This is a genomic window from Fodinibius sp. (assembly GCF_041642155.1).
Lineage (GTDB): Bacteria > Bacteroidota > Rhodothermia > Balneolales > Balneolaceae > Fodinibius.
On the sequence record NZ_JBEPWZ010000142.1, the window covers coordinates 1 to 7,296 of the forward strand.

At 54.4% G+C, this 7,296-nt stretch carries 7 protein-coding genes; 3 read left to right on the forward strand and 4 right to left on the reverse strand.

The genetic code is table 11. The annotated features are described in order from the left end of the window. The 3 genes from ACESLU_RS09225 to ACESLU_RS09235 all read right to left on the reverse strand — a co-directional run. Positions 1 to 975, reverse strand: a 975-nt coding sequence (locus ACESLU_RS09225) for an isoaspartyl peptidase/L-asparaginase family protein (RefSeq protein ID WP_372638265.1), incomplete at its 3' end; no start/stop codon positions are given. A 98-nt stretch (positions 976 to 1,073) separates the two neighbouring features. Continuing rightward, positions 1,074 to 2,183, reverse strand: coding sequence for an NAD(P)/FAD-dependent oxidoreductase (locus ACESLU_RS09230; RefSeq protein WP_372638268.1), 1,110 nt, complete (start codon positions 2,181 to 2,183; stop codon positions 1,074 to 1,076). 496 nt (positions 2,184 to 2,679) lie between these two features. Next, positions 2,680 to 3,882: a M20 family metallopeptidase gene (locus ACESLU_RS09235; protein ID WP_372638270.1), complete on the reverse strand. Its 1,203-nt coding sequence runs from the start codon at positions 3,880 to 3,882 to the stop codon at positions 2,680 to 2,682. Between the two features lie 159 nt (positions 3,883 to 4,041). Between ACESLU_RS09235 and ACESLU_RS09240 the strand changes: the two genes are divergently transcribed. The 3 genes from ACESLU_RS09240 (at position 4,042) to ACESLU_RS09250 (ending at position 6,560) form a co-directional block, all read left to right on the forward strand. Then, positions 4,042 to 4,407, forward strand: coding sequence for a hypothetical protein (locus tag ACESLU_RS09240; RefSeq protein ID WP_372638273.1), 366 nt, complete (start codon positions 4,042 to 4,044; stop codon positions 4,405 to 4,407). Positions 4,408 to 4,480: 73 nt separating this feature from the next. Next, on the forward strand, positions 4,481 to 5,257 hold the full coding sequence (gene mnmD / locus ACESLU_RS09245) for a tRNA (5-methylaminomethyl-2-thiouridine)(34)-methyltransferase MnmD (RefSeq protein WP_372638276.1): 777 nt from the start codon (positions 4,481 to 4,483) through the stop codon (positions 5,255 to 5,257). A gap of 280 nt (positions 5,258 to 5,537) precedes the next feature. Beyond that, on the forward strand, positions 5,538 to 6,560 hold the full coding sequence (locus ACESLU_RS09250) for an RluA family pseudouridine synthase (RefSeq protein ID WP_372638279.1): 1,023 nt from the start codon (positions 5,538 to 5,540) through the stop codon (positions 6,558 to 6,560). A 195-nt stretch (positions 6,561 to 6,755) separates the two neighbouring features. Here ACESLU_RS09250 and ACESLU_RS09255 read toward each other — a convergent pair. Beyond that, on the reverse strand, positions 6,756 to 7,296 hold a 541-nt coding region (locus tag ACESLU_RS09255), incomplete at its 5' end, for a zinc-dependent metalloprotease (RefSeq protein WP_372638282.1).

Consider the following 7,296-nt stretch of genomic DNA (forward strand, 5'->3'; position numbering starts at 1 on the left):
GCCCGGTGCTGTAAACGGAGCATCCACCAGCTGGTTTTGACCGGATTTACAGACCGCAAAGTTAAATCCTTTCTGAATGCTGTAGCCCCCGAACCTTCCCTGCTTGTCGACGGCAATAAAGCCCACCTGGATATCATCCACCGACTCATTCTTTTCCACGATGCGCTGCACCGCTTTTTTACAGGCGGTCTCCGGATCATCGCCCCGTCGCATCTGTTCCACCACCAGGTGGCTGCCGCACGTTCGGATGACTTCTTCTCCCAGCCCTGTTGCCGCAGCGGCCCCCACTTCGTTGTCCACAAACAGTCCGGCCCCGATGAGCGGCGAATCACCCACGCGTCCGTGCATCTTCCAGGCGGCCCCGCTGGTGGTGCATGCGCCCGACAGGTTGCCGCTGCTATCCAGGGCCAGCATCCCGATGGTGTCGTGATTTTCAATATTAATCTCCGGCCGGTAGTCGGCGTCTTCTTTCCACGCCTCCCAATCCTTCCGCGAAGCCTCCGTAAGCAGATCCTCTTTTTCAAAGCCCTGGTCCACTGCAAACTGAAGCGCTCCCTCGCCCACCAGCATCACGTGCGGGGACTCCTCTTTTACTTTTCGTGCAACCGAAATGGGGTGCTTTATGTGCTGTAATGCCGCCACGGAACCGCACTGTTCCCGCTCATCCATGATGCAGGCATCGAGGGTGACGAACCCGTCACGATCGGGATAACCGCCGTAGCCGACCGTACGTACGTCCGGATCGGCCTCGGGGATTCGCACACCAGCCTCAACCGCATCCAGTGCGCTTCCTTTATTCATTAAAATATCCCAGGCTTCCTCGTTCGCCGGTATGCCGTGACTCCAGGTCGAGATCACCAGCGGCCTGTTCGGATCCGGCCTGCCGGAAGACGGGGATAAGGGAGACGACCAGTGAGTTGCAGGCAGGAGTCCCCCGAGGGCAGTGAATTTTAAAAAGTTTTTTCGGCTGATCATAACATGCAGGCTAAGTGAAAGAGAAAATTACACCCGTAGTTTACAAAAAGGAAGGGGACTTTTCACCGCCTGTTACGGGCTATCAAAAGACGCAGCGGTCAGCCGCTGCCGCCTATCATTTTCGCGGCGCTCCGTCCCACTTCCATGCCGATGGCAATCCCCATGCCACTGAGTCCCCCCGCCACGTACCGATATTCATCAAGCTGCTGCACAACCGGCGTCTTGCTTTCCGTGAACCCCATGATGCCCGACCACTGGTGGTCCACGCTCCATCCGTCGGGCAGAAGCAATACGTCTGAGACGAAATTCACCAGGTAATTCCTGATTTGATCATTCACTCCAAACCGGTCCGTCTCCTCTTCATCAAACGCCAGGTTGCGTGCACCGCCGATCAGCAGGCGATCGCCGATATTCCGGAAATAGACATACCCCCGGTCGTGATGAAATGTGCCTTGCCACGGCAAATAATCCTGCTCATCCGTAACCAGTACCAGTCCCCGTGCCGGCTTTATGTTGATAGACGGCAGCAGGCGACGCGAAAAACCGTTAACGGCCAGCAGCACCTGCGATGCCGCCACTGCGGGGGCGCCGGCTACCCTGACCGTCCCCTCCGGGCTCACCTCTTCCACCGGACTGCTCCACCTGATTTCCACGCCGGATCCGGTCACCGCCCTGATCAGTTGCCGCATCATTTTGCCGGGATGCAGCGCCCCCTCCAGCCGGTTATAGATCACCGGGTATCCTTCCAGCTCCCGTCTTTCATATACCGACGCTTCCCCCAGCAGCTCCTCCATCCAGCGATTAAACCGGTCCAGGTCCGCTGCCGCCCGCTCGAACTGCTCCCCTGATCTGAACAGCTCATATCCCCCGCAATGCTCATAGCCGATCGGCTCCCGTCCCAGTGTTTCTTTTAAGAGTCGGAGTCCCCGGTAGCGACGCTTGATGCGCTGCCTGACCACAGCTTCGGATTCTTTTCGCAGGTCCGCCCGATGCTCTCCGACTGAGCCCACGCAGGCAAAGCCCGCGTTGCGGGTACTGGCACCCAGCGGACGCGCTCCCCGCTCAAGAACCGCCACCTCCGCTTCAGGATGGTCCCGCTTATAAAACAGGGCGGATGAGAGTCCCACGATACCCGCTCCCACGATCACCAGATCATACGGGCCAGAGCGGGCAAAAATATCCTGCTCCCAAAAAGAGGGTGATTCCATGGCTCCAGCGGTTGGTTGATATTTACAAACTAAGCATAGAATAGTAATCCAGCTCTTTGGTATAATGATAATACAGGATCAGATGCCCTTCAACACCCTTTCGGTTGCCGACGGCGACCGGAACCAGGCAACCTTTGCATAAGAAAGACGCTGCGGGAATCAATGTCCCCCGGGTCCCCAAAAAGTTCGGGCCATAGCTTGCTTTATAATGTTTTAACCCGGGAATATGAAAGGAAGATCGAATCTCATCCAAAGAAGCCTTTGAAAAACCAGTCCCGAAGCATCGGGAAAGGTCAAGGCCAGAGGGAGGTTGGAATCGCAGGATATTGCCTATATGTGAGAATTTCAACCGACCGATAACGCCGACATTGACCAAAAGAACGGTTTGGAAAGGCTTCCCAAGGGAAAGTGACCCTTGACTTTAGCCTCTTGACCCCTTTATCTATCTAATAATTGATAGGCACAACACCAAATAACCGGTAATGAGCAAGAAACATTACGATGAGGGAAGCGGCTGAAAAACAAGGGAGGCCATCAATGCGGCCCCGCTGGTAAAACAGGCTTCGTCAATATTGTATTTCGGGTGATGCCAGGGATATACGGAACCGCTTTCTTCCCCGCCGCTTCCCAGGAAAAAGAACACCCCCGGGAAATGCTGCTGGTAAAACGCAAAGTCTTCGCCGGCCATGATGGGGACCTCCATCTGTTCCACATTTTCGGCGCCCAGCAGCTCACTGGCCGTATCGATCACAATATCCGTGGCCCAGTCGCTGTTTTGCACGGCCGGGTAGCCGTAATTAAAGGCAAACGTATAGTCGCCCCCGCCGGCCTCGGTCACTCCTTTTACAATGCTTTCCATCCGCCGCTTGATCAGGTCGGCCGTCTCCGCGCTGAAGGTCCGGACCGTCCCCAGCATCTCCACTTTCTCCGGGATAATGTTATACGCGGATCCCCCGGAAATTTTACCCACCGTCACCACGGCGTGGTCCGTGGGATTGACGCTGCGGCTCACAATCGTCTGCAGTTGCTCCACGACCTGTGCCGCCATTACAACCGGGTCTATCGCCTCGTGGGGCGAGGCCGCGTGCCCCCCCTGACCAATAATCTCGATTTCAAACTCATCCGGCCGCGCCATCAGGGGACCTTTACGCAGGCCTATCTGGCCGGGGGACAGGTTGGGGTTGGTGTGCAGCCCGAAAATGACATCCACCCCCTTCTCCTGCAGGTAGCCCGTCTCACAGAGCAGGCGTCCCCCGCCGGGCAGTGTTTCCTCCCCGGGTTGAAAAATGAGCAGCACCGTCCCTTTTATCTCCTCCCGCACATCAGCATCCGAGAGGATATGAGCCGCACCCAACAGGTTCGCCGTGTGGCCATCATGTCCGCAGCAGTGCGCCACGCCCTCGTTTTCCGAAAGGAATTCCCGCTTGTGCTCGCCTGTCTCCGTGATAGGCAGCGCATCGATATCGGCCCGGAGCGCAATCACCTGGTCAGAAGACTGATCTCCCTCCAGAATGCCTACACAGCCCGTTTCGAGGGGACGATCGACCGGGATGCCCAGCTCCTCCAGCTTCTGAATAATGAAGTTGGTTGTCTCTTTTTCCTGGTAACTTAATTCCGGGTGCCGGTGCAAGTGACGGCGGATTGCCACCATCTCTTCCTGGTATTGCTGTGCTCGCTCCTTGAGGATATCTGCATTCATAAATTTGTTGTCATTTGGACTCACAACTACTGCGGGCTGTTAAAATAGTTATTTTAAGCGAAGTTCATGAACTTATTTTGTAACATTTAGAAAATTACCGTCGTATACCTGTGATACAAGCGTTATAACAATTCCACTGAATAAAATCGAGTCAGTCCTATGAAAAGCCCAAATACCACATGGGAAATCATTATTGCCGGATGTATTTTCACGGCCCTTGGCGTCTATCTTCTTACCCCCTCCCAACTTTCCATCCCGACCCCCGAACTTGACCATCAGCAAGTAGAGCTGGATATAGCCCAACCTCCCGGGGAACCTTCCGTTTCCGAAGACTTTGTGATCGACCTGAAGGAACTGCAAAATCTGAAACAGTTAAAAGAGCTGAAACATTTGGAAAAGCTGGAAGATGTCGAAAATGAGTTGGAAAAACTCGAACATGAGTTAAAGAGTCAGACTATTCAACTGAATATGCTGCCTTCGCCTTCTCTTAAAAACTTGTCCGGATTTTTAATATCTTCCCCGTGACCGGACAGCAAAATCTGTTGCCGGTTTTTATGCCCTGATCGATAATCCTTAGCAGCTATTCAGTATCCAGGCCATGTCTGACAATTCCAACAGTGGCAACCGGCTCGTCGAAACCCGCGACGGCTCGCATACGGTCTATTCACCGCAGTTTGACCAGCATTATCACAACCCCAACGGGGCGGTATCCGAAAGCCGGTACCTGTTTTTCGAGCAGAACGGGCTGGCAGGGGAGCTGGGCAAAACGGATTCCCTGACGATCCTCGAAGTGGGCTTCGGGACGGGGCTCAATCTCATGCTGCTGCTGGATGACTATCTCAGTAAAAAGGCAACCGCGAGCATCGATTACTACTCCGTCGAAGCATTTCCGCTGCGTCCGGGTACGGCCGCCGGCTTCAATTTCAGGGATCATCTCGATCACCCCGGGAGCGTGGACCTGGTTACGGATCTCTTCCAAAACCTCTCTCGCGGGATGAATCATGTGAACCTTCTCGACACTGTCAGGGTTCACCTTTTTTACGGCCTCTTCGACGATTTTAATCCCGATCAGGTACATGCCGACTATATTTTCCACGACGCCTTCTCACCGGATGTCAACGGCGAGCTGTGGACCGGCGAATTTTTTAAAAAAACCAAGCGTCTCAGCGCGGATAACGTTATCCTGTCGACCTACTGTGCGGCCTCCAAAGCCCGGGGCGCGATGGCCTGGGCCGGCTGGAATGTGGCCCGCTGCCGGGGAGCGCTGGGCAAACGCGAAATGAGCCTGGCTGCTTTAGACCCCAGCCGGCTGGGTGAGCTGGAACGGATCAACGAAGAGCGGCTGGCCCGCCGGTATGAAGAGGAAGATTTTTAGCCTGGTAACAGCAGACACCTATATACCTGAATTATTCACAAAGAAATTTTGATTATGGGCATGGCGGAGTGGAAATGGAGGCAACCGGCTCCCGTTATCCTGACAGGTCAAAACAAAAAAGGACTCCTGCCGAAGCAGGAGCCCGTTTTTTGCGCTCAACATGTCTCTCTCTTAATGAAGAGTCATAAGTAAGAGTCAACTGCGGGCCAATCCTTACAAAAAAATTTAAAAAAGTTTATAACGTTAGCTTCATTCACTCAAATCTCTGATAGTAAAGCGCATGAGCGACCAGCAAAAACAGGAACAGGAGCAGAAGTTTAAAGAGTATCATTTTACCGTGCCCCCGGGACACACGTCGGGCACGCGGCTGGATAAATATATCACATCCTTTATCCAGAACGTCTCGCGAACGAAAGTCCAAAAAGCCATTGAAGGGGGATATGTTACCGTCAACGGGGAAGTTGAAAAATCGTCCTACAACATGGAGCCCGGCGACCAGATCGACATCCACCTTCCCATCCCCAAGCCGCCGGAAGCCAAAGCCGAGAAAATGGACCTGGATATCGTGTACGAAGACGACGACCTCCTCATTGTGAACAAAGAGGCGGGCGTGGTGGTACACCCGGCCTATGGCAACTGGACCGGGACGCTGGTCAACGGACTGATGTGGCATACCGAGGAGCTCTCCGATCCCGATTCCGACAGCATCCGGCCGGGCATCGTGCACCGGATCGACAAAGGCACCAGCGGCATCCTGGTCGTGGCCAAAAATGACGAAACCCATCGAACGCTCAGCGAGTATTTCAGAACCAAAGATATTGAGCGCACCTACTGGGCCATTATCTGGGGTACGCCGGACCAGAAGGAAGGCACCATCACCGGCGATATCGGCCGCAGCCGGAATGACCGCAAAAAGATGGCGGTCGTCCCCGACGGCAAAGGAAAACATGCGGTCACGCATTACAAGGTGCTGGAGTATTACGATCATCTCACCCTTGTAGAAGCCAAACTCGAAACGGGACGCACCCACCAGATCCGCGTGCACTTTGCTCATGAGCGTCACTGGGTGCTCGGCGATCAAAAATACGGCGGCGATTCCGTTCGATATGGTCCCAATACCGGAAGCCGCAAGCAGATGTTCAGGAACCTGATGTCCACCCTGAACGGACAGTGCCTGCACGCTAAAACGCTGGGATTCGAGCATCCCACAACCGGCGAAATGGTGGAATTCGATTCCGCCCTGCCGCCCGATTTCGCCCACGCGGTGCAAATACTGCAGCAAAACTGCAAACCAACGCTTTAGTAGGTATTTAACAGATAGTATAACCGTTACTGGTTATTCGTTATTTGGTTTCTTTTCCTGAAGTATTGGCTAAAATTCAATATCGCGGCTCCAATTATGGCGAAAGAATCATTCCACATTCAACTTCGCAGGTTGTTTACAGGATATCACATTCCTCATCTTTTCACCTTAACACCCAAAACTTAATAACTTCTATTAGTTTTTAAGCTGTAAACCCGCCTCGAGGGCTGCTTCGATGCGGGCACTGGACTCCTCCAGGTGGGCCCGCGTGTACTCATTGAAATCATGGGTGGGGGGACGTAAACGGTTCTCCAGCAGCTGATGTAAGCTCGTTAGCTGGCGCCGGGCAACCGATCGCGCATCGGCGGGCGTGCCTTCGGGGGCATCCGTAAGCAGCTGCGCCGTCGCATCCAGGTACGCGCGCTGCAGGTCCCTCCGGTTGCTTCCTATATTACTGCCCGGAGAAGTGGAAACCTCCCTCCAGATCGCATCTGTTAACTGCCCCATCAGATCAGGAATGGTAATCGTGCTTTCCGGGCCAAACTTCACTTCCGTATCGCGGATTCGGGCCAGGCGGACCGGGTTGAGCAGCTGTTCCAGCAGCGATTGCTGGATCCCCGAAAGCGTTCTGTGCAGTGGGTAGTCCACGCGTCCCCCGTACGTATTTTCATGGCCCCAGTGGCTCCAGCGATTAGCGCCCATCTGCTGGTATATCTCCCTCGGCAGGACCACCGCA

Excerpts from the sequence above, each read along its gene's own strand:
- ACESLU_RS09230 (WP_372638268.1), bottom strand. The coding sequence starts at position 2,183 with ATGGAATCACCCTCTTTTTGGGAGCAGGATATTTTTGCCCGCTCTGGC.
- ACESLU_RS09235 (WP_372638270.1), bottom strand. The coding sequence starts at position 3,882 with ATGAATGCAGATATCCTCAAGGAGCGAGCACAGCAATACCAGGAAGAG.
- ACESLU_RS09240 (WP_372638273.1), top strand. The coding sequence starts at position 4,042 with ATGAAAAGCCCAAATACCACATGGGAAATCATTATTGCCGGATGTATT.
- mnmD (WP_372638276.1), top strand. The coding sequence starts at position 4,481 with ATGTCTGACAATTCCAACAGTGGCAACCGGCTCGTCGAAACCCGCGAC.
- ACESLU_RS09250 (WP_372638279.1), top strand. The coding sequence starts at position 5,538 with ATGAGCGACCAGCAAAAACAGGAACAGGAGCAGAAGTTTAAAGAGTAT.